This window comes from Actinoallomurus soli, assembly GCF_024055715.1.
In the GTDB taxonomy this organism is placed as follows: domain Bacteria; phylum Actinomycetota; class Actinomycetes; order Streptosporangiales; family Streptosporangiaceae; genus Actinoallomurus; species Actinoallomurus soli.
The window spans coordinates 106811-125798 of the sequence record NZ_JAMXMV010000007.1 but is presented as its reverse complement, the minus strand read 5'-3'; the positions used below and the strand labels follow the sequence as shown (position 1 = coordinate 125798).

The 18988-nt window shown below is 71.9% G+C and carries 19 protein-coding genes; 13 read left to right on the top strand and 6 right to left on the bottom strand.

Translation table 11 applies throughout. The features are described from left to right. Positions 1 to 127: 127 nt before the first annotated feature. Complete coding sequence (gene efeU / locus NDW01_RS19355; RefSeq protein WP_252822493.1) at positions 128 to 988, bottom strand: iron uptake transporter permease EfeU; 861 nt, start codon at positions 986 to 988, stop codon at positions 128 to 130. A gap of 203 nt (positions 989 to 1191) precedes the next feature. On the opposite strand from efeU, the gene NDW01_RS19350 reads away from it, so the two are divergent. Beyond that, positions 1192 to 2004, top strand: coding sequence for a polysaccharide deacetylase family protein (locus NDW01_RS19350; RefSeq protein WP_252822490.1), 813 nt, complete (start codon positions 1192 to 1194; stop codon positions 2002 to 2004). 30 nt (positions 2005 to 2034) lie between these two features. On the opposite strand, the gene NDW01_RS19345 is transcribed toward NDW01_RS19350, so the two are convergent. The 4 genes from NDW01_RS19345 to NDW01_RS19330 form a co-directional block, all read right to left on the bottom strand. Next, positions 2035 to 2529 (bottom strand): GNAT family N-acetyltransferase, encoded by a 495-nt coding sequence (locus tag NDW01_RS19345; protein ID WP_252822488.1) that lies wholly within the window; start codon positions 2527 to 2529, stop codon positions 2035 to 2037. Beyond that, positions 2519 to 3742, bottom strand: a complete 1224-nt coding sequence (locus NDW01_RS19340) for a ribonuclease D (protein WP_252822894.1) — start codon at positions 3740 to 3742, stop codon at positions 2519 to 2521. The genes NDW01_RS19345 and NDW01_RS19340 overlap by 11 nt, the downstream gene beginning before the upstream one ends. Before the next feature lie 23 nt (positions 3743 to 3765). Further along, on the bottom strand, positions 3766 to 4344 hold the full coding sequence (locus tag NDW01_RS19335) for a DUF3000 domain-containing protein (protein WP_252778828.1): 579 nt from the start codon (positions 4342 to 4344) through the stop codon (positions 3766 to 3768). Between the two features lie 66 nt (positions 4345 to 4410). Then, positions 4411 to 4587 carry a hypothetical protein gene (locus tag NDW01_RS19330; RefSeq protein WP_252778410.1) on the bottom strand — a complete coding sequence of 59 codons (177 nt, stop codon included), beginning with the start codon at positions 4585 to 4587 and terminating at the stop codon, positions 4411 to 4413. A gap of 305 nt (positions 4588 to 4892) precedes the next feature. On the opposite strand from NDW01_RS19330, the gene hemE reads away from it, so the two are divergent. The 5 genes from hemE (at position 4893) to NDW01_RS19305 (ending at position 10204) form a co-directional block, all read left to right on the top strand. After that, positions 4893 to 5954, top strand: a complete 1062-nt coding sequence (gene hemE, locus NDW01_RS19325) for a uroporphyrinogen decarboxylase (protein WP_252822485.1) — start codon at positions 4893 to 4895, stop codon at positions 5952 to 5954. 57 nt (positions 5955 to 6011) lie between these two features. After that, entirely contained in the window at positions 6012 to 7469 is a 1458-nt protein-coding gene (hemG, locus tag NDW01_RS19320) for a protoporphyrinogen oxidase (RefSeq protein ID WP_252822483.1), read from the top strand. A 39-nt stretch (positions 7470 to 7508) separates the two neighbouring features. Continuing rightward, the gene (gene hemQ / locus NDW01_RS19315; protein WP_319949743.1) at positions 7509 to 8213 is read left to right on the top strand and encodes a hydrogen peroxide-dependent heme synthase; all 705 of its coding nucleotides are present in this window, start codon (positions 7509 to 7511) and stop codon (positions 8211 to 8213) included. Between the two features lie 504 nt (positions 8214 to 8717). Further along, complete coding sequence (locus NDW01_RS19310; RefSeq protein ID WP_252822481.1) at positions 8718 to 9068, top strand: protein kinase family protein; 351 nt, start codon at positions 8718 to 8720, stop codon at positions 9066 to 9068. 2 nt (positions 9069 to 9070) lie between these two features. Beyond that, on the top strand, positions 9071 to 10204 hold the full coding sequence (locus NDW01_RS19305) for a serine/threonine-protein kinase (protein ID WP_252822480.1): 1134 nt from the start codon (positions 9071 to 9073) through the stop codon (positions 10202 to 10204). A gap of 130 nt (positions 10205 to 10334) precedes the next feature. On the opposite strand, the gene NDW01_RS19300 is transcribed toward NDW01_RS19305, so the two are convergent. After that, complete coding sequence (locus tag NDW01_RS19300; RefSeq protein ID WP_252822477.1) at positions 10335 to 10922, bottom strand: hypothetical protein; 588 nt, start codon at positions 10920 to 10922, stop codon at positions 10335 to 10337. A 131-nt stretch (positions 10923 to 11053) separates the two neighbouring features. Between NDW01_RS19300 and NDW01_RS19295 the strand changes: the two genes are divergently transcribed. The 7 genes from NDW01_RS19295 (at position 11054) to NDW01_RS19265 (ending at position 18972) form a co-directional block, all read left to right on the top strand. Further along, positions 11054 to 11572: a hypothetical protein gene (locus NDW01_RS19295; RefSeq protein WP_252822475.1), complete on the top strand. Its 519-nt coding sequence runs from the start codon at positions 11054 to 11056 to the stop codon at positions 11570 to 11572. A gap of 250 nt (positions 11573 to 11822) precedes the next feature. Continuing rightward, on the top strand, positions 11823 to 13340 hold the full coding sequence (locus NDW01_RS19290) for an N-acyl-D-amino-acid deacylase family protein (RefSeq protein WP_252822472.1): 1518 nt from the start codon (positions 11823 to 11825) through the stop codon (positions 13338 to 13340). Between the two features lie 63 nt (positions 13341 to 13403). Then, on the top strand, positions 13404 to 14459 hold the full coding sequence (locus NDW01_RS19285; RefSeq protein WP_252822470.1) for an ABC transporter substrate-binding protein: 1056 nt from the start codon (positions 13404 to 13406) through the stop codon (positions 14457 to 14459). Next, positions 14459 to 15955, top strand: a complete 1497-nt coding sequence (locus tag NDW01_RS19280; RefSeq protein ID WP_252822468.1) for a sugar ABC transporter ATP-binding protein — start codon at positions 14459 to 14461, stop codon at positions 15953 to 15955. Before NDW01_RS19285 ends, NDW01_RS19280 begins: the two co-directional genes overlap by 1 nt. After that, on the top strand, positions 15948 to 16883 hold the full coding sequence (locus tag NDW01_RS19275) for an ABC transporter permease (RefSeq protein WP_252822466.1): 936 nt from the start codon (positions 15948 to 15950) through the stop codon (positions 16881 to 16883). Before NDW01_RS19280 ends, NDW01_RS19275 begins: the two co-directional genes overlap by 8 nt. Next, complete coding sequence (locus tag NDW01_RS19270; protein WP_252822464.1) at positions 16880 to 17839, top strand: ABC transporter permease; 960 nt, start codon at positions 16880 to 16882, stop codon at positions 17837 to 17839. Before NDW01_RS19275 ends, NDW01_RS19270 begins: the two co-directional genes overlap by 4 nt. Beyond that, positions 17839 to 18972 carry a M20/M25/M40 family metallo-hydrolase gene (locus tag NDW01_RS19265; RefSeq protein ID WP_252822461.1) on the top strand — a complete coding sequence of 378 codons (1134 nt, stop codon included), beginning with the start codon at positions 17839 to 17841 and terminating at the stop codon, positions 18970 to 18972. The genes NDW01_RS19270 and NDW01_RS19265 overlap by 1 nt, the downstream gene beginning before the upstream one ends. Positions 18973 to 18988: the final 16 nt, after the last annotated feature.

Here is an 18988-nt window from a genome sequence, read left to right as displayed (position 1 = left end):
TCGGTTCTCCTTCTGACAGAGCCTGCGGAGCACTCCTGAGTACTCCTACCCCTACGTTACTCGTCGGTAACGACTGACGGGTAACCCGGGCCCTGCCACCAGGGGTCCGTGCGCGTACCGCCGGCGATCAGCCGCGCGCCGGGGCGGTCTGCCGCTCCGGCTTGGGAGCGGCGGGCTTGGCCGGGCGCAGGAAGAAGAACATGACCGGCACCAGGTAGAGGACCCACATCACGGCCTGGACCTTGGTCACCTGAGGCGTCAGGTTGAAGACGCCCTGGAGGGCGGTCTGCAGCCACTGGCCCGCGCTGCCCATGCCGTCGAACCAGGTATGCGGCTGGAACGCCCAGGAGTTGAGGCCCGGCAGGATGTCGGCCTCCTGCAGGTCGTGGAAGCCGTAGCCGAACACCCCGGCTGCCACCACGATCAGCGCCGCGCCGGTGATCGTGAAGAAGCGCTTGAGGTTGAGCCGGAGTCCGCCCCGGTAGAGCAGGTAGCCCAGCAGGGCGGCGGTGAGCAGGCCGAGCACGGCGCCGGCGATCGGCTGGGCGCTGCTGTCCTGGGCGGCGTTGATGTTGGTCCACAGGAACAGGGCCGTCTCCAGCCCCTCCCGCCCGACCGCGAGGATCGCCACGGCGAACAGGGCGCCGGTCCCCAGGGACAGCGCGCCCTCCAGCTTGCCCTCGAGCTCGGCCTTCATGGACCGCGCGGCCCGGCGCATCCAGAACACCATCCACGTCACCAGGCAGACCGCGAGGATCGACAGGAACCCGCCGAAGGTCTCCTGCGTCTTGAACTGCATCTCGCCCGAGGCGACGCTCAGCACCACGCAGAACGCGACGCTGAGGGCGATGGCGGCGCCGATGCCGGTCCAGACGGGAACGAGTGCCCGGCGGTTGCCCGACTTGACCAGGTACGCGATGAGGATGCTGACGACGAGTGAGGCTTCCAGCCCCTCGCGCAGGCCGATGAGGAAGTTGCCGAGCAACAAGGGACGCGCTCCTTCGGACGACCGGGGGTCTTAGGCAAACCTAACCTAACCCGAGTTTGGGGGAGTGGGTCCGCGATCGCAAGCCCGGAATGTCACTCAGAAGCCGATTTAATGTTGAATCGGTCACGTTCCCGGTACCGGCTCCTTGTTTCGATCCGATCAATTACATCCGCCGACGGCCGTTACGGCATAGCGTTCGACATGTGGAGTTTCGGGACGTGATGACCCGTCGTCGGATGTTCGCCCTCGGTGCCGCGAGCGCCGCACTGCTGCTCGCCGGGGACCGGGTCACGGGGGCGCCCGCCGGTGCCCGGCACCCGCTGGCGCGGGGCCGTGCCGTCATCCCGCCCGTGAACACCAGCCCGTCGCCCACGCCGACACCCACGCCGCCGTCGCCGACGCCCGTACCGCGCCGCAAGGAGGCCGTGTACCGGATCCACGACATCCTCCCCGACGCGCCGCCCAACGCGATCGCGCTGACCATCGACGACGGGCCGCATCCGGAGTGGACGCCGAAGATGCTCGACGTGCTCGCCGAGCACGACGTGAAGGCGACGTTCTCGCTGATCGGCATCCAGGTGAAGCAGTACCCGAAACTCGCGCAGCGGATCGTCCAGGCGGGCCACCAGCTCTGCAACCACACGATGAACCACCCGCTGTGGATCGCCGAGATGTCGTCCCACAAGGTCGACAAGGAGATCACCGAGGCGCACGAACGGATCGCCGACGCGACCGGCGTCGCCCCGAGGTTCTTCCGCTCGCCCGGCGGGGCGTGGTCACGGGCGATCTTCGCCTCGGCGGCCCGGCACGGCATGGTGCCGATCGACTGGGACATCGACCCGAGGGACTGGGCCCGCCCGGGCACCGCCCACATCAGGCGCAGCATGCTGGCCGCCAAGGGCGGCGACATCCTCCTGTGCCACGACGGCGGCGGCGACCGCTCCGAGACCATCAAGGCGCTGCGGAAGGTCCTCCCCAAGCTCCAGGCCCGTGGCCTGTCCTTCATCCAGCTCTGACGGCCCTTCCCCCGGGCTCTGCCGAGCCCGTCACCGCAGCGCGCGGGCATACCAGACGTACGGCGGCGTGAAGTCGTCGACGGCGAACCCGAGCCGCTCCAGGAGCCGCCGGGACGGGAGATTCCCCTCGTGGACCTCGGCGGTCACCCCGCGGTAGGCCGGGGACTCCTCAAGCCGGCTCAGCAGTCCGCGGATCGCCTCCGTCCCGTACCCCCGCGACCGCCAGGGCGCGCCGAGCCCGTAGCCGATCTCGACCATCCCGTCGGCGCCCGGCGCGTGTTTGAGCCCGCATTCCCCGATCACCGCGCCCTCGCGCTGGATCAGCCAGGTGAGCGCCTCGGCGTCCGTGGCCGCCCGGTGGGCGACGATCGCGGTCGCGTCCGTCGGCCACCCGCGCGCGGGGACCACGCCCGAGCAGTCGCCCTCGGCGAGGGCACGGGCGGAGCCGGGATCGAGGCGGTCCAGGACCAGACGCCGCGTGACGATCCGGCCCGCGGCGCGTGCGGCCCGGGGGTCAGGCCTCACGCTTGGCGGCCAGCCGGCACAGCGCCTTGGCGAGAGGCGTGGCCGTCAGCTCGACCTGCCAGGACCGCGCCCCGAGGGCGGTGAGCACCACGCCGACGGCCTCCGGCGTCGCGTCCTCGGGCGGATCCCAGGCGAGCCGTCGTACGGTGTCGGGCTGCAGGAGGTTCTCCGTGGGCAGCGTGTGCTCGTCGGCCAGCGCGGCGACCACGGCCCGCACGGTGCTGAGGCGCTCGGCCGCCGCCGGGTCGCGCTCGGCCCAGCGGTGCGCGGGCGGCGGTCCGTCGCCGGGGACGCTGTGCTCGGGCAGCGAGGCGTCCGGCAGCGTACGGCCGCGCTGCACGGCGCGAAACCAGGCCGGCGCGTGCCGCCGCGTGTTGCGCCCCCGGAACGTCGACAGCGCCGCCAGGTCGTCCGGCGTGCGGGGGAGTTCGAGCGCCGCCTCGACGATCGCGGCGTCGGGCAGGACCCGGCCGGGGGACAGGTCGCGGTCCCGGGCGATCCGGTCGCGGGTCGTCCACAGCTCGCGGACGACGGCCAGGCTCCGGCGGCTGCGCAGCCGGTGGATGCCGGAGGTGCGCCGCCAGGGGTCCTGCCGGGGCTCCTTCGGCGGCGTGGCCAGGATCGCGGCGAACTCCTCCAGGGCCCACTCGAGCTTGCCCGCCTGCTTCAGCTCGACCTCCAGCGCGTCGCGCAGCTCGACCAGGAGCTCGACGTCGAGCGCGGCGTAGCGGAGCCAGTCGGCGGGCAGCGGGCGGCTGGACCAGTCGGCCGCCGAGTGCCCCTTCTCGAGGGTGAAGCCGAGGACGGTCTCCACCATGGTGCCGAGGCCGACGCGGGGATAGCCGAGCAGCCGGCCGGCGAGCTCGGTGTCGAACAGCCGCCGCGGCACGAGCCCGAGCTCGGCCAGGCACGGCAGGTCCTGGCTGGCCGCGTGCAGCACCATCTCGGTGCCGGCCAGCGCGGCGTCCAGCGCGGACAGGTCGGAGCAGGGGACCGGGTCGATCAGGAACGTGCCGGCGCCGAAACGGCGCAGCTGCACGAGATAGGCCCGCTGGCCATAGCGGTAGCCGGACGCGCGCTCGGCGTCCACTGCGACCGGGCCGTCCCCGGCGGCCAGGCGCTCGACGGCGTCCCTGAGCGCCTCCGGGGTCTCGATGACCGGAGGAATGCCCTCCCGCGGTTCGAGGAGGGGTACGACTTCTGCTTCCGACACTTCCACGCGCCTACCGTATGTGTTCAAGCTCCTGGACTCGGCAGTGAGGTGACTCCCGCCGGCGGCAAGCCGGCCGCCTGACATAGAACATCGCACCACGCACTGATATGCCCAGCAATATCATCACTCGTCGGTGACCAGGAGGCGCGAAGCTCCAGCTCGGTCGTCGCCGGATCGGCGCCCTTGTCCCCGAAGCTCTCCGACACCGCGCGGGTGATGGTCCCCGACGCGGCCTTGTACCCGGCCCGGTGGCCCTCCAGGGCCTCGGTCAGCCAGCTCCACCCGACCGGGCCGATCAGCGGGTCCGCCGCGATCTCCGGCTCCAGCTCGGCGCGCACGTACGCGACCAGCCGGAAGTCCCCGTCCCAGCCGCGCTGCCCCTCGGGGTCGTACAGCACGATGAGGCGGCCGACGGCGAGCTCGGTGTCGTCCTCGCGGTACACCGTCGCCATGATCGCCGCGGCGTACGGCGCCAGCCGCTGCGGCGCCGGCATGTCCTCGATGAGGAGCTCGGGTCGCGTGGGTTCGGCGTCGACGACGGCGCGCAAGGTGTCGAGCACGCGTTGGAACGGTCCCGGCGCGGGATCACTCCGCGCCGTCATCGGGCGTACGGCCGATCCACCGGGCACACCTCGGAACGCTTCGACGGGCACATCAGCACAGGGGCCTCAGGCGGCCTCGGAACGGGCGGTGACCGGAGCCTCCGGCGCGTCGCCGATCAGGATCGCCATGCCGCAGTCCGCACACGCCCACTCGGGGCAGTCCGCGCCGTGGTCGTCCGCGCACGGCGGCTGCTCGAAGCGGCGTTCGCCGCCACAGGCGGAACAATGACGTGTGAGGGCCATCTCTCGGTGACCTCCCTCGATTCGGCAGGGGGAGCGTTCACACGTTCGCATGCGCCCCGCCGTGTTCGCAGGACCTCGCTCGGCGTGTCCTGAAGATTCTCATAACGGACGTAGGGCCACGCCCCGGCGGCGCTCCCCGGCCGCCCGCGCGGGCACCACATCGTACGGGACCGCGAACCGGTCCGGGACCGTTCCAGCGGGGTCGTCCACAGGGCGATGCGCGGGGCTCGTCGTTTCGTGGGACGATCCAGAGCGTGCCTCAAGCCCATGACCTTCCGCGGGAAGCCAGACAGGAGAGCACTGTCATGCCGCAAGACAGCGCCACGGCCGCCTCGGGGCCGGGCGAGGAGAGCCCCTTCCTGCTCGCCTGCCGCCGCCGGCCGGTGCCGTACACGCCCGTGTGGTTCATGCGCCAGGCGGGCCGCGCCCTGCCGGAGTACCGCGAGGCGCGTGCGGGCATCCCCATGCTCGAGGCGTGCGCCCGGCCCGACCTCATCGTCGAGATCACGATGCAGCCCGTCCGGCGCTACGCCGTCGACGCGGCCGTCTTCTTCAGCGACATCGTCGTGCCGCTCAAGGCGATCGGCGTCGACCTCGACCTCAAGCCCGGCGTCGGCCCGGTCATCGCCGACCCGATCCGTGACGCCGCCGCCGTCGACCGGCTGCGCCCGCTCGAGCCCGGCGACGTCTCCTTCGTCACCGAGGCGGTCGGGGCGCTCACCGGCGAGCTCGGCGGCACTCCGCTCATCGGGTTCGCCGGCGCCCCGTTCACGCTCGCGTCGTACCTCATCGAGGGCGGTCCGTCCAAGACCCACGACCGGACCAAGGCGATGATGTACGGCGAGCCCGAGCTGTGGGCCCGGCTGCTCGACCGGCTCGCCGACATCGCCGCGACCTTCCTGAAGGTCCAGGTCGAGGCGGGGGCGCGCGCGATCCAGCTGTTCGACTCGTGGGCCGGCGCCGTCGGCCCGCAGGACTACCGGGCGTCGGTGCTGCCGTACAGCCGCAAGATCTTCGAGGCGCTGGAGCCGTACGATGTGCCGCGCATCCACTTCGGCGTCGGCACGGGTGAGCTCCTCGGCCTGATGGGCGAGGCCGGCGCCGACGTCGTCGGCGTCGACTGGCGGGTGCCCCTCGACGAGGCGGTCCTGCGCGTCGGGCCCGGCAAGGCGCTGCAGGGCAACCTCGACCCGGCGATCCTGTTCGCCCCCTGGGACGTCATCGCCGAGCGCACCCGCGACGTGCTCGCCCGCGGCCGCACCGCCGAGGGCCACGTCTTCAACCTCGGCCACGGCGTGCCGCCCGCGGCCGACCCCGACAAGCTGACCCGGCTCGTCGACTTCGTCCACGAGGAGTCGGCGCGCTGACCGCCGACACGCGCCCCTGAACGCCCATCGCCCGGACCGTCTGCCATCGTGGAAGCCATGACCGATGAGTCGCATCGCGGCCGCGTCGCCGTCGTCGGCGGGGGCGTCGCCGGGCTGACCGCCGCGTACGAGCTGGCGAAGAAGGGCGTCCGCGTCACCCTCCTGGAGGGGACGCCGGACGTCGGGGGCAAGCTCCGGGTGAGCGAGATCGCGGGCGTCGCCGTGGACGAGGGCGCCGAGGCGATGCTCGCGCGCCGCCCCGAGGGCCTGGAGCTCGCCCGCGAGCTCGGGCTCGGCGAGCGGCTCGCCTTCCCCGGCACCACGTCCTCGGCGATCTGGAGCCGGGGCGCGCTGCACCCCATGCCCGCCGGTCAGGTGATGGGCGTGCCCGCCGACCTGACCGCCCTCGCCCGCTCCCAGGTCCTCTCGCCCGCCGGCCTGGCCCGGGTGCCGCTCGACCTGGTCCGCCCCGAGACCCCGCGCGGCGAGGACGTGTCGGTGGCCGACTACGTCGGCGCGCGGGTCGGCCGCGAGGTGGTGGACCGCCTGGTGGAGCCGCTGCTCGGCGGGGTCTACGCCGGGCGGGTCGAGGAGCTGTCGTTCGAGGCGACGATGGGCGGGCTGGCCGCCGCGTCCCGCAGCCACCGGTCCCTGATCAACGCCGCCCGCTCCGTCGTCGCGGCGGCGCCCGCCGACCCCGGGCCGGTCTTCACGACGCTCGTCGACGGCATGGGTTCGCTGCCCGGCGCGCTGGCCGCGGGACTCGCCGACCTCGGGGCCGACGTGCGCACCGAGGCGATGGTCCGCGAGCTGGCCCGTACGCCCGGCGGCTGGCGGCTGACGATCGGGCCCGCCCGCGCCCCCGAGGCCCTCGACGTCGACGCCGTCGTCCTCGCGGTGCCCGCCCGGCCCGCCGGACGCCTCCTGAAGGAGGAGTCCCCGGCCGCGGCGGCCGAGCTCGACCGCGTCGAGTACGCCAGTATGGCGATCATCACGCTGGCCTACTCCGGCACGGCCTTCCCCGAGCGGCCGCGCCGCAGCGGCTACCTCGTGCCCGCCGTCGAGACGCGCGAGGTCAAGGCCGTGACGTTCAGCACCACGAAGTGGCCGCACCTCACCGACGGCTCACCCGACCTGGTGGTCGCGCGCTGCTCGATCGGCCGGTACGGCGACGAGTTCGCCCTCCAGCGCTCCGACGAGGAGCTGACGGCCGCGGCCATGACCGAGCTGGCCCGCACCGCCGAGGTCACCGAGCTGCCCATCGACACGCGGGTCACCCGATGGGGCGGCGGGCTGCCGCAGTACGCCGTCGGGCACCTCGACCGGGTCGCGCGGATCCGCGCGGCGGTCGCCGCACTGCCCGGCGTGGCGCTCTGCGGCGCGGCCTACGACGGCGTCGGCGTTCCCGCCTGCGTCGCGTCCGCCCGGGTCGCGGCGGCCCGGGTGCTCGACCATCTGAACGGTCGGGGACAATCGAACCGGGGTGCCGAGCCGGTCGGCGACCGGCCCGTGTGACCCCGGGCGTTCCCCCGAACAGCGAAGAGGAGTGCGACCGTGAGTGCCGCAGAGACGGGCCGACCGAAGGCACGGGAGCTCAACCAGGTCATCCGGTACACCATGTGGTCGGTGTTCCGGGCCCGCGACCTGGCCGAGGCCGACCGCGCCGCGGTCGCCCGTGAGGTCGAGGACCTGCTCGAGCAGGCGGCGGCCAAGGACGTCACGACCCGCGGCCTGTACGACGTCGCCGGGCTGCGCGCCGACGCCGACTACATGTTCTGGTGGCACGCGCCGAGCTCCGACGACCTGCAGGAGATCTACCACCGCTTCCGCCGTACGGCGCTCGGCCGCGCCTCCGAGCCGGTGTGGTCGGTGATGGCCCTGCACCGCCCGGCCGAGTTCAACAAGAGCCACATCCCCGCCTTCCTCGCCGACGAGGAGCCGCGCGCGTACCTCTCCGTGTACCCGTTCGTCCGGTCGTACGAGTGGTACCTCCTGCCCGACGAGGAGCGCCGCGCGATGCTCGCCGAGCACGGGATGATGGCGCGCGGCTACCCCGACGTGCGGGCCAACACGGTCGCGTCGTTCTCGCTGAACGACTACGAGTGGATCCTGGCCTTCGAGGCGGACGAACTGCACCGTATCGTCGACCTCATGCGCCACCTGCGCGGCGCGACGGCCCGTCGGCACGTCCGCGAGGAGATCCCCTTCTACACCGGCGCCCGCAAGCCCGTCTCCGAACTCGTCGCCTCCCTGCCCTAGGTGTACGGACCGCGAACGAGTACGTACGCCCACGCCTGACCGCCGAGCAGATCGAGACCCACTGGCTGGGCGCCGAGCCCGTCGACGTTCAGACCACCGCGGCCACCGAGCAGCGCCTGGGCATCCGGTTCCCGCCCAGCCTGCGGGCTCGCCGAAACCGAGAACTAAGCGGTCTGAGTCGTAAGTTCCCGTGTTCTGGCCATGGGGACGCGGCTCTTTCGCCAATTCGTCGATCGACGTGATGCCCATGTTCATGGGGTCATCTTCCTGATCGCCTGTTCGACGAGGGGATCGGCGTACGGTCACCGGCCGATCCGCTGCCCATCAACACCGCCGATGAAGGCATGGGCCGCATCGCCTTTCTACTCCTGGCCCTGTTCGCCGCGATGGAACGCACCTTCACCGCCGAACGCGTCGCCCACGCCGTCGCCGAAGCCGGGCCTATGCTGATCCAGCGAACATTCATGTCCATCTGGCCAGCGCCTTCCAGGCCGAGGAGAGCCGATGCGCAGTGGTTTGGAGTCGGCCGGACGATATCGACGGGATGCGCCTCTCGGCCAGGGCGGCACGGGTGAGGTCTGGCAGGGCGTCGACCTGCGCCTGCTCCGCCCGGTCGCGGTCAAGATCCTCTCGCTGAGCGGGGGGCGGCGGGGCCGAGGTGGCGCGATTCCGGTGGGAGAGCGGGATCTCGCCACCTTGAACCACCCCGGGATCACCACGGTGTTCGACATCGACGAGAACACCGACGGCGGTCCGCGCATGCTGGGTGTGTCGCCTTCGCGATCGCGTCATGATCCCCATCGCGCTGGTTCGCCGGCAGGAGGGACAGGAATGTTCGAAACGGGAGAGGCGTAACAGTGCAAGACCAGCTCCTCGGGGGCCGTTACCGGGTGGTGCGACAACTCGGCGAGGGCGGAATGGGGCAAGTATGGGAGGCGCAGGACGAGACGCTGGGCCGGAACGTCGCGGTCAAGGTGATCTCCCTACTCGCCGGTGGCGGAAGCCGCGGCGACGAGGCGCGCGCCAGATTCCTGCGCGAGGCACGGATCACCGCCCAACTGCAGCATGCCAACATCGTCACCATCCACGACCTCGGCGAGACCGGCGCGGGAAACGAACGGGTCCCGTTCCTGGTAATGGAACTGCTCCGAGGCGAGGGCCTGGACGCGATGCTGCGCCGAGGCGCCGTCGCCTTGCCGGACGCGGCCCGATGGGGCGCGCAGATAGGTGACGCCCTCGCTGACGCGCACAACGCCGGAATCATGCACCGGGACATCAAGCCGTCCAACATCCTGATCACGCCGTCCGGCAACGTGAAGGTCCTCGACTTCGGCATCGCGAGGGCGGCCGACCCCTACGCGACCGCGGACCGAATCACCCAGACCGGCTTCATCGTGGGCACACCCCCCTACATGGCGCCCGAACAAGCACGCGGCCTCCCGGAACCGCGCAGCGATCTGTACGCGCTCGGCTGTCTCCTCTTCGAGCTGATCACAGGCCGACTGCCCTTCCAGGCCCCCGACACCGTGGGCTATCTCTCGGCTCACCTCACCCAGGAACCCCCCGCCCCCAGCTCCGTCTCCACGACCATCCCATCCGCCTGGGACGACCTCGTACTGACCTTGCTGCGCAAGGACCCCGCACAGCGGTACCCGAACGCCGCCGCCCTCGCCCAGGCACTACGACGACTCGACCACGCCCACGCCGTCGGACCGAGCCGCATCCCCCCACCGGCGGAGACCAATGGGGAGGTTGAACTGTCGGCTACGACAGGGATCACCGTCGCTACCTCCCGACCAGATGACGTCCCTGCCTCAGCCGAGGCAGGCGATGTGATCAGAAGGCCCGTCGACGAGCCAAAAAGAACTACTTCTCTTTCTGAATTCTTGAGGACAGACGCTGGATGTATTATCGGGGGGCTGGCATTCATCGTGATCTTCGTAGGGGTTATAGCTTTCATCGAAATACTGTTGGGCAACGGCTCCCGATAGATTCGGATTCCCCATCCTCGGTCTCTCCCTCGGGGACGGACTGCCCGCCCAGCGCGGCACGCTCCGCGAGCGCATCGCGCTGTAAGAAGGTGTGTCGGAGCTGCCGAGCCCTGACCTCGTGTGACGGGGTTCAGGTGCGTTCGAGCGTGAGTTGGTAGGGGTCCTCCCACCGATCGAAGTAGAACTGGTTACTGGCGTCGACGTACGGCGTATTTCGTGGTGAGCCTCGAAGGTAGGCGACGGCGATGTTGGTGAGTTCGATCTTGCCGCCACCACGGTGGGTCATGCCTTTCGGCTCGTCGCAGTCGGCCAGCCATTCTGCCTGTTCCTCATGGATCGTGGCGGTGTAGGTCTCCACCCTGCCGGATGCCCTCTCATGGGCGGCTAGGACGTCCCCGTACGAAGCGCGGTCGAGTATCTCTGAGATGGCCAGCTCGAGCGACTCCGTCTCAGTCCCCTCCATCCCGTCGTACGGGGCGTCGACTCGACGGTGCCAGTAGCCGGCCTGCAGTGTGGCACGACGAGCGTGGTCCCGCCAGGCGAGCGTTCCCGGGAAAGACGGATGTTCTACCTGCTCGGCCCAGCCGATGAGAAGCCCGGTGGGACTGCCGTCGGCCACACGGATCTCCACGACCGTGGGCGTACCACGCTGCCGTAGGAACAGATTTCGCTGCTTCAGGTCGTCCTTGGTGCTCTGGTCCAGGCGGTCGATGTCCACAAGGGGAAAGTGCGGGGTTTCCATCGGGGAGTCAAGGACGGTCGAAGAATCGGCCATCGAGTGGGTCGGTCGGTGCGGTGCGGCGGAGTATTCCACGCGTGACTCGATCAGGGGGCCGGAGGGGGCGACACGTGCGGCCGCGCGCCGGTGTGCCCGGCATGCTCGTCCGGCTGCTGCCGGTCTCCGTCGTACGCCCGGTGTGCCTGCTGCTCGGCGGGGCGACCGGGCTCGTGCTGGTGGCCGTCGTGCTCACCCCGTCCGCCCCGCACCGGCGGCCGGGCCGGCCGGTGGTCGAGGGGGAACGGCCGACACCGGCGGCGCCCAGCGCGGCGCCGACCGTGCCGGCGGGGCGTGACGACGCCCGGGACACGGCGGCCGTCGCGTACTACCGGAGCGCGGATCCCCGGGCCGCCGGGCACGTGCGCGAGGTGATCTGGACCGCGCCGATCCTGCGCGTCTACACCGACCTGCCCGCCACCGACGCGAACTCGCCGGACGCCCTGGCCCTGTGCCGGACGGGCGCGGCGTACCTCGAGGTCCGGGGCCGGGCGCCGGTGGTCTTCGTGCACGCGCGGGAGCGCGACGGGTACCCGGTCCTCGCCAACAAGATGGACCTCAAGGACGACTGCCGCCTGGGTCGCGTGCCGTAAGCCCGCGGGGTCTGAAACCGCCCCTTTGGGGCCGGGCCGGCGGGTCGAATCGGGCGCTACGCTCGCTCGTAAACCCCTGTGACCTGCGGCGATAGATCACGTTCTGCATCGCAAAATTCTGTGTTGCAGATCTGGCGCGCCCGGCTCCCCGGCTCCTAACGTCGCCTGCCATGCGGACGAACGCCGCTTTTCGGGGGTTTCGTTACCTAAGGGGTGAGATATGGCTGATGCGGTGATTCGTGGTGGGTGGGTGGTCGATGGGACCGGCTCGCCCGCCTTCCGCGCCGACATCGCGATCTCCGGGGACCGGATCACCGAGATCGGCTCGCTGCCCGGGGTCCAGGCGGCGACGGAGATCGACGCGACCGGCCGGTACGTCATGCCGGGGTTCATCGACACGCACGTCCACGGCGACGCCGCGGTCTTCGATCCCGAGGTCCAGCTCGCCGCCCTGCGCCAGGGCGTCACCGCCTTCGTGCTCGGCCAGGACGGCGTCTCCTTCGCCCCGGCGAGCGCGGCGACGCTGGCGTACGTCTCGCGGTACTTCGCGCCGGTCAACGGCCGGCACCCCGGCCTCGACGACGGCCCGGTGACGGTCGCGGAGCTGCTCGCCGGCTACGACCGCCGCCTTCCCCTCCACACGGTCTACCTGCTCCCGCACGGGACGATCCGGCGCAACGCGCTCGGCGCCGCCCGCCGCGCGCCCGACGCCGACGAACTGGCCGCCATGCTCCGCGACGTCGAACGCGGCCTGGAGGAGGGCGCGGCGGGCCTGTCCACCGGCCTGGAGTACTTCCCCGGCGCGTACGCCGAGGCCGGCGAGATCGCCGCGCTGTGCGCGCCGGTCGCCGCGGCCGGCCTGCCGTACGTCACGCACATGCGGGGGTACGAGGCCAAGGCCGGCGACGGGATGGCCGAGGTGCGCCGGATCGCGGAGGCCGGCGGGGTCGCGGCGCACGTCTCCCACTACCACGGCCCCCGCGACCACCTGATCGCGATGGTGGACGACGCGCGGGCGAAGGGCATCGACCTGACCTTCGACAACTACCCCTACCTGCGCGGATCCAGCACCCTGACGCTGGTCACCCTGCCCGGCTGGCTTCCCGTCGCCGACCTGGACGCGACCCTGGAGGCGCTGGCCGACCCCGCCGTACGCCGGCGGCTGGAAGGGGAGTGGACGGCCGACCTGTGGCCGCGCATCACGCTGTCGCACGTGCCGGCCGACGACCTGCGCTGGGCCGAGGGCCTGACGCTGCCCGAGGCCGCCGAGCGGGCGGGCCGCTCCCCGGGCGAGTTCTGCTGCGAGCTGCTCGTGGCGACCCGCCTGGAGGCCGGGTGCGTGTTCGGGCAGCCGCCGACCAACACCGAGGAGTCGGTACGAGCCCTGCTGCGCCACCCCGCGCAGACCACCGGCTCGGACGCCATCTACCAGGGCGGCCACCCACACCCGCGCGGCTGGGGTGCGTTCGCCCGGCTCCTGGCCCGGCACGTGCGCGAGCTCGGCGACTGGACCTGGGAACAGGCGGCGGTGCACATGTCCGCGCACGCCGCGCGCCGGTTCCGCCTGCTCGACCGTGGCCTCGTCCGCCGCGGCTTCGCGGCCGACCTCGTCGTCCTCGACCCCCGTACGGTCACCGACCGCTCGACCTACGAATCCCCGCGCACCCCCGCCGAAGGCGTCGACCACGTCCTCGTCGGCGGGGTGCCCGTCCTGGCCGGGGGAGCCCTGACCGGCGCGCTGCCCGGCCGCGCCCTCACCCCGAACTGACCGCACCGCGCCTGCGCGGCGCGCTCCCGATCCCCCTCCCGGACCTCATGAAGGAGTCCCCCCATGTTCGGCAAACTCAAAGGAGCCGTCCTGACCGTGGCCGCCCTCGGCGCGGTCACCGCGGTGTCGGCCTGCGGCGTCAACAACGGCGCGAGTACGGCCGGCGGCGGCAGGGCGGGCGCGACCAAGGCGCTCAAGGTCGGCTGGTCGACCATCTACCTGACGCCCTCCTGGATGCAGGAGACGGCCAAGATGATGCAGGACGACGTCAACAAGCTGAAGCAGTCCGGGAAGATCGCGTCGTACCAGACCTTCAACGCCAACGGCGACACGTCCCAGCAGATCGCGCAGATCCGCGCGATGATCCAGCAGAAGTACGACGTGATCATCGTGGACGCCGGCTCCTCGACGGCGCTGAACCCGGCGCTGGAACAGGCCGCGAACGCCGGCATCACCGTCGTGAACTTCGACAGCCTCGTCACCAGCGACAAGGTCATCAAGGTCGGCACGGACCAGGTCGAATGGGGCCGGATGACCGCCCAGTGGCTGGCCGACAAGCTCGGCGGCAAGGGCCAGATCATCGCGTTCAACGGCCCGGCCGGCGTCGCGGTGAGCGAAGACCGCTGGAAGGGCGCCCAGGAGGCGCTGAAGAAGTACCCGAACATCAAGATCGTGGCGAACGTCCACAGCGAGTACAACCTCGCGCCCGCCGCCCAGGCGTTCGCGTCGGCGTACTCCGCGCACCCGTCGATCAACGGGGTCTTCTCCCAGGGCGGCGCGCTGTCGGCCGCCGCGCTGCAGACGCTCGTCAAGCAGAACAAGAAGCTCGTGCCGATCACCGGTGAGAACTACAACGGCTTCCTGAAGCTGTGGCAGAGCAAGCAGAAGCAGGGCTTCTCCTCGATGTCGACCGCCCAGCCGAACTACCTCGGCGTCATCGCGATCGAGGCGGCCGTCGCCAAGCGCGACGGGGTGAACGTCCCGACCAACGTCACCGTCCCGCTGCCCCGGATCACCGACGCCAACCTGGCGCAGTACGTCAAGACCGACCAGTCGGACGACTACTACCCGATCCAGCCGATCGCGCAGTCCGACATCGACAAGCTGATCGGAAAGTGATGCTGAGCGTCGAGGGGGTCTGCAAGTCCTTCGCGGGCAACCGGGTCCTGCACGAGGTGACCTTCGACGTCCGCGCCGGCGAGGTGCTGGCGCTCGTCGGGGAGAACGGCGCGGGCAAGAGCACGGTGCTCTCCTTGATCACCGGCCTGCAGACGCCCGACTCCGGGCGGATCGTCCTGGACGGCGAGCCCGTACGGGCCTGGTCACCGCAGCGCGCCCGGTCCGCCGGGATCGGGTCGGTCCACCAGGAGCTCAGCCTCAACCCGCACCAGACCGTCGCCGAGAACATCTTCCTCGGCGCCTGGCCGACCCGCGGCGGCCTGGTCCTGGGCCGGAACCTGGCCGAGCACGCCCGCCCCCTGCTGGAGCGGGTCGGCCTGGACGTCGACCCGCGGACCAAGGCGGGCCGCCTGCCGCTCGGTCAGCAGCAGCTCGTCGAGCTGGCCAAGGCGCTGGTGAGCAGGCCGCGGTTGCTGATCCTGGACGAGGCCACCTCGGCGCTCGACGACGACCAGGTCCAGGCGGTGTTCCGCGTCGTGCGGGAACTGCGGGAGGCGAACAGCTCGGTGATCATGGTGAGTCACCGCATGGCCGAGCTGTTCGCGATGTCCGACCGGCTCACGGTGCTGCGGGACGGCCAGGTGACGGCGACCCGCGAGCGCGCCGAGACCGACCACGACGACATCGTGCGGCTGATGATCGGCCGGGAGCTGTCGAACCTGTTCCCGGACCGGCCCGCCGCGACGGAGGCCGGGCCCCGACTCGTCGCCCGCGGCCTGACGGTGCCCGGCGCCTGCCACGGCGTCGACCTGGAGCTGGCCCCGGGCCGGATCATCGGCCTGGGCGGCCTGCAGGGGCAGGGGCAGCGCGAAGTGCTGCGCGCGCTGGGCGGGCTCGCCCGGCACGCGGGGACGGTCGAACTGGACGGCCGGCCCTGCCGGTCCCGGTCGCCCCGCGACGCGATCCGGCGCGGCATCGCGTACGTCCCGGAGGACCGCAAGATCGAGGGCGTGCACGTGGCGCAGAGCGTCCGGGCCAACCTCGCACTGCCGAACCTGCGGACCCTGGCCCCGGCGTCCCGCCTGGCCACGGTCGCGCGCGGCGCGGAGAACCGCCTCGTCGACGAGCTGATCCGGCGGCTGCGGGTCAAGACGTCCTCACCGGCCCAGCAGGTACGCCGGCTGTCCGGCGGCAACCAGCAGAAGGTCGCGCTGGCCAAGTGGCTGCCGACCCGGCCGGGCGTCCTGCTGCTGGCCGAGCCCACGCGCGGCATCGACGTGGGCACCAAACGCGAGATCTACCACCTGCTCCGGGAACTGGCCGACGGGGGCATGGCGGTGCTCGTCACCTCCGGGGACACGATGGAGCTGGTCGGCCTGTGCGACGAGGTCGCGGTGATGTACGAGGGAACGGTCGTCGACCGGCTGAGCGGCCCCGACCTGACGGAGGAGCGGCTGGTCCGCGCCTCGGTGACGGGGAGCGTGGCCCATGCATGAGCGGATCTCCGAGCACCTGGAGACGGTGGGGCTGGGCGTCCTGCTCGTCGTCCTGCTCATCGCCTACCAGGCGTACGACCCGTCGCTGCTGACGCCCGCGTCGATCACGATCCTCTCGGCGCAGTTCCTGTCGCTGATCCTGGCGGCGATGGGCCAGACGACGGTCATGCTGACCGGCGGCATCGACCTGTCGCTCGGGCCGGTGCTGGCGCTGGCGATGGCGGTGTTCGCGCTGCGCGCCGACCACGGCGTCGTGCTCGCGGCGGTGCTCGCGCTGCTCGTCGCCGCGGCCGCCGGCGCGGTGAACGGCGCGATGGTCGCCTACGCCGGCCTGCCGCCGATCATCGTGACGCTCGCGGCGTCCTTCCTGTGGGGCGGCGTCACCCTCGCGGTGCTGCCGCAGCCGGGCGGGCACGTGCCGGGCGGCCTGGTCAAGGCGTACAACAACGGCTGGAACGGCGTCGCCGTCCCGGCGGTGGCGATCATCGTGGTCGTCGTGCTCTGGAAGCTCGGGAAGCTGACCCGCTTCGGAACCGCGCTGTACGCCGTGGGCGGCAACGAGCACGGCGCGTACGCCGGGGGCCTGAACACCCGCGCCATCAAGATCGGCGGATACGCCCTGGCCGGGGTCTTCGTCGGCCTCGCCGGGATCGGCCTGGCGATCCAGACGGGCTCGGGCGACGCGACCATCGGCACCCCCTACACCCTCAACTCCATCGCGGCGTCGGTGCTCGGCGGAGTCAGCTTCTTCGGCGGGGTCGGCGCGATGCGGGGCACGATCCTCGGCGCGCTGATCATCGGCCTGCTGACGAACCTGCTGCTGTTCACCGGGATGTCGCCCTTCTACCAGCTCATCCTGCAGGGCGTGATCCTCATCGCGGCGATCGCCCTGAAGACCCTCGCGACCGACCGGAGGAGGACGGCGTGACGACGGCATCATCCACCACCGCGCGACCGCTCGCGGCCCTGCGCGACAACCGCGCCGCCTGGGCGTTCGGCGTGCTCGCCGTGGTCTGGATCGCGGCGATCCTGTTCGCGCAGGGATTCGACAGCGTCTCCAGCTTCCGGTACCTCGTCCAGACGGCCTCGTTCCTCGGCATCGTCGCGATCGGCCAGACCCTCGTCGTGATGATGAGCGGCATCGACCTGTCGGTGTCCGGAGTGGTCGCCCTGTCCGCGGTGGTCTGCGCGCAGACGGCGGCGAGCCACGGCCCCGTCGCCGGGATCCTCGTCGCACTCGTCCTCAGCACCCTCGTCGGCGTGGTCAACGCCGCCGGGATCACCTGGCTGCGGGTCCCGCCGATGGTGATGACACTGGCCACCGGCACGATCATCTCCGGCGCGCTGCTCGTCTACACCAACGGCGCGCCCAAGTCGGCCCGCGTCGGGCTGCTCGACTCGCTCGCCAACGGCAAGGTGGCCGGGATCCCGCTGGCGTTCGTGCTGTGGCTCGTGATCGCGGCCGCGGCGTACTGGCTGCTGCACCTGTCCCGGACCGGGCGGTACGTCTTCGCCGTCGGCACCAGCGAGCCGGCCTCGCGCGCCTCCGGCGTGCCGCTGACCGCGACCTCCTTCACCGTGTACGCGGTGTGCTCCCTGCTGGCGGGCGTGGCGGGGCTGGTCCTCCTGGGCTTCACCGGGACCAGCTCGCTGACCATGGGCAACCCGTACCAGCTGCTGTCGATCGCCTCGGTGGTGCTCGGCGGCACGTCCATCCTGGGCGGGCGCGGCCACCTGCTCGGCACGATCGCGGGCGCGCTCCTGCTCACCCTGATCACGGCCCTGCTGGCCGCCTGGAACCTGTCGGAGGGCATCCGCCAGGTCTTCCAGGGTCTGCTGATCATCCTCCTGCTCCTGGCCTACGCGCGAGAACGGCGGAACTGATGACGATCTCGGGGGAGAACGCAGAGTCACTGCTGCGCGGCCTGGTGGCCGTGCCGAGCGTCAACCCGCGTGACGGGGACGGGCCCGCCGAGGCCGCCGTCGCCGCGTACGCGCGGGACTGGCTGGCCGAGCGCGGCATCACCGCCGCGGTCCGCGAGGTCCTGCCCGGCCGGCCGAACGTCGTCGCGGTCGTGCCGGGCCGCTCGCCGCGCGCCGTCCTGCTGGAGTCCCACCTGGACACGGTGGAGACCGACGGCATGACGGTCGACCCGTACGCCGGCGAGGTCCGCGACGGCCGGCTGTACGGGCGCGGCGCCTGCGACGCCAAGGGGCCGCTCGCCGCGTTCATGCTGGCCGCCGCCGAGCTCGCCGCCGGCGAGCCGCCGCCGTGCACGGTCGTCCTGGCCGGGGTGGCCGACGAGGAGCACCACTACCGGGGCGTGCTCGCCCTGCTGTCGGACGAGGCCGGCCGCGGCTTCGCCGGTGCGATCGTGGGCGAGCCCACGGACCTGGCGCCGGTCACCGCGCACAAGGGCTGCGTCCGCTACACCGTCCGCACCCTGGGCCGGGCCGGCCACAGCTCGCGCCCGCACGAGGCCGTCAACGCCGTGTCGCTGATGGGCCCGGTCCTGGCCCACCTCGACGACACCGTCCCGGACGTGCCGGACCACCCGCTCCTGGGCGCGGCGACGCGCGCCGTCACCCGCGTACGGGGCGGCACGGGCCCGAACACGATCCCGGGCACCTGCGAGATCGACGTCGACCGGCGCACCCTGCCGGGCGAGGACCCGCACGCCGTGTGGCGGCGCGAGGGAGCGGAACTGGCCGCGCTCGGCCCGATCGAGGTCGACGAGCCCTTCACCGTGGACCTGGCGCTCGACACCCCGGCGGACAGCCCGGTCGTCGCGACGCTGCGCGCCGCGCTGACCGCGCGCGGGCGGGACGCCGAGGTGCGCGGCATGCCGTTCGGCACCGACGCCAGCAAGATCGCCCACGCCGGCATCCCGTCCGTGGTGTTCGGCCCCGGCTCGGTCGGCGACGCCCACTCGGCCGCCGAGTCGGTCGCCCTGGCCGACGTGGCGCTGGCCGCCGAGATCGTCACCGAGGTCGTACGGGGGATGCCATGCGCATGACCGAGCTCGTACGGAG